Genomic DNA, 3063 nt, shown 5'->3' with positions numbered 1-3063 from the left:
GTCCTGCGCCCCTTCTCCCGAGCGGGAAGGCACAATTCCAACACCTAAATCCAAAATTGATTTTTTTTCCGCTGTTATACCGATCGTATGGAAAAGGTGTAGTTACGAATCCGCAATTTTGGCAGGTTGAAACTAGTGGTGAGTTGTGAATGGGGCAGCTATCAAACTTCCAAAGTTGGAAAAGTGACGTATGATAACCAAAATCAATACAGTCACGGCAATATCTAAGCTCAGGTGAGCACAGGTATTTCTTGTGTGAACCAAGGGCAAAAATATTGCGGTTTCTCTTGAAGACCCAGCCTGAAACTGCCGGATACCTTACCTTGTTGACCTCGATGACTTTTGACGCGATGGAAAATTGGCCTTCAAGAGGAAATTCCCATTCCCGGCGCCAAACCCAACCATCGCTCTTGGGAATCGTGGATCCGATTCTCATATTAAGGTCTCGACAAAATGAGAGGCTTCAACCGATTGGTCCCACGCTTCTGCATCGCCTTTCAGTCCTTCAAAATCATCGACGCTTCGATTTTTCAAATAATGAACCACGGGGTCGGTCACCCATTGCATAGGCACCTCAATCACTTTTTTGTTAACTGACGACGCAGCTCTTTCATATGCCTCCCATAGCAAATTCGTTTCATCACTGAGGCGCCACCCAGCGGCGAAAGCTTTCGGCAAAAAAAATTCGGAGTATGCAATGCCTGACCCTTCTGGATACTCATATTTTTCGGCATCATCGCACTGCTCCAAGAAGTAATGAAGATCTTCTTGGCTTCTTACGCCGCTGAGGACGTTTGTCTTCATCAAAAATCTAGCCCATAAGTCTTTGCGCAACTTCATCAATTTCTGACGCAAAGCTCCTATTCGCTCATCACCGAAGGTAACAGTGGTAAGGGTTATCCCACCCTCTTTGAGTATGCGATTTCCGGCATCACGCAGATATTCCCATTCTTGTTCCCGCCAGTTTTGGCCTTCATCAATAATTAACAGCAATTGGCTGCCGCCAACTGCGTGGCATGCGGCCTCCATGGCCTCCCGACATCTGCCAGCGCGGTCCGCTGCAGTGCCCTGGGTTATCAGCTCAAACGACTCACATAATGCGCCGAAAAAATTGCGTTTTGTTGTTTGACTTTCTGCTACCGTGAGGTGTACGGCGAGATTTGGGACGACCTCAGAAATGTTTGCGCAGATCATCTCGGCCACGGTCGACTTTCCCGTTCTAAAAGGCGCTTGGAACGAAACTCCAAGCTGGCGATAGGTCGCTGCCTCGGAAACAATGAGGAATGCACTTTTAACAGCCCGCGTAACGACTTTTACCGGTCGAAGAGTCAAGGGATGCTTCGCCAAATACCTAAGGCGTTCCTCGCCAGGCATCAGTGCGGCCTCGCGAAGCTGAGAGCGATCCGCCTGTACAGGTGTACTCATAGTGGTTCCTTTGAGTTGGCGGCGGTGTCAATATCGCTATTTCCAGCGCTTTGGAAGTGCAACGCCGAGCGGTGKTTTGCGAGCGACAGTCGACGTGGCTGGGTTCGACGAGGCCGGCTTTGCCGGTGCGGGTGCCGAAGCACCTGACATACGCAACGTCTCGGCAACAGTAGTAGCGTCTGCGGAGACTTCGAGCGACGAACGGCTCCGTGATGACGCATACGCTTTGGTGGAGAGATGGTTGATGAAGCACGCTACCGGATCACCCCCATCCGGTACGTAAAGCTGACCGTCCCTAATCAGCGCATTGATCGCCTTGCGTTGTTCGAGCGAATGGGCCGTCATTGCCCACCCTGAATCCATGCAGCGCAATTCGCCAATTCGCTCGCCAGTGTCCAGAAACGCTTCGACGATGCGGGCGTCCCGCTTTGGGACATGCACAATAACGCCTGTTCTAATCCAGTCGTACCGCTTCGACAGTTCGGGACTGGAGTACCGGACCTCGTCCAGTTCCACGTATGGCGGAACCCTCGACGCAGCGTAACCATTGATTCTCTTTGTGAGGACCTCGATGCCCGGTCGAGCCGAATATGCCGTGTAAGGTGGCCGCACCCGCGGGACCCAGGCAGCACCTGAGCCTGAGAGGGTGGTTCGCACGACATCCAGGGGGCTGCGACCGCCGAGTGCGCGGCTTGGCCGAGCGTTGTAGTTGGCCAAGAGCACATCGAGCAGTTGGATCAGCTCATGCCACTCAATGCCTCTGCCGGCTGCCTCCAACAGCGGGTCGCCGCGCTGTGGATCGCCTGGACCGAAACCCATGGTGCTTGGCAGGCGCTTGAAGCCGTAGGCGGAAAGTGCGCCAAAGAAGCGCTCGATAACAGCATTTCGCCACCAGTGGCCGACTGCGCCCCAGCCCACCATGCACCCAATGGACCGGTGCAGCCGCTGCTGGACGCCGCGGGCAAAATGCTGCGCAGCGTTATCTAGCTGGAGCGCAGCGAAGTTGACCTCCTCGAGGCCCTCAACGGCGCCGCATGGGAACCCCGCCCCGGTGTCATACTTCAACCCCTTAATTGTTAGCTTAAGAGGAATCCATTTCTGGGTACCGTTCAGATAGGCTTCCTCGACATGGGCCGCCGAGACTTGTGGCCGAATACAAATGCTAAACCCGGTGCATACGCGACTTTTGTAGCAGATTATTGCAACTATCTTCATTCGATCGATAGGTATCCGCTGAGGGCCTGCGGGTCCGTCTAAAATCAGGACGCCAACGGCGTCGACCGTATGGGCATCGCAGCCCACTAGATCGAAGGGAGCAGCGGCTAGGAGGAATTTTTCGTGTCCGGTGCCTAGATGTTGACGAGCCGCAATCGCTTTCCCTCTCCAAACAGTCGTCGTTGATAAATCCATCGCCACATAATTTGCGATGTAGCGCTCAATACTGCGACGTGCGGTGCTTTTGCTTGTACGAGGATACTGTTCACTAGGCAACTTTGTCTTAATTTTTTCTATAAATTGTGCAGCCACGCTCCGTACAGCTGGCGCTTTTCCTGGAGTCTTGTCGCCGCCGCCACCTTTCTTGATCATCTTGACTAATAGATCCTCCCAGTCTGGGTTGGCCTGTAGCCACCTTGAGAA

2 protein-coding genes are annotated in these 3063 nt (G+C 53.4%); both read right to left on the bottom strand.

The features are described from left to right. Positions 1 to 432: 432 nt before the first annotated feature. The gene (locus AC1D1T_RS31400) at positions 433 to 1425 is read right to left on the bottom strand and encodes an ATP-binding protein (protein ID WP_477993273.1); all 993 of its coding nucleotides are present in this window, start codon (positions 1423 to 1425) and stop codon (positions 433 to 435) included. 36 nt (positions 1426 to 1461) lie between these two features. Further along, positions 1462 to 3063, bottom strand: a 1602-nt coding sequence (locus AC1D1T_RS31395; protein ID WP_477993271.1) for a hypothetical protein, incomplete at its 5' end; no start/stop codon positions are given.

The sequence above is a fragment of the Rhizobacter sp. P2_H3 genome (assembly GCF_056403355.1).
The sequence above is the reverse complement of the archived record's forward strand: the minus strand, read 5'-3'. Positions and strand labels throughout refer to the sequence as shown.

Coding starts and splice junctions, on each gene's coding strand:
- AC1D1T_RS31400 (WP_477993273.1), bottom strand. CDS start 1,425: ATGAGTACACCTGTACAGGCGGATCGCTCTCAGCTTCGCGAGGCCGCA.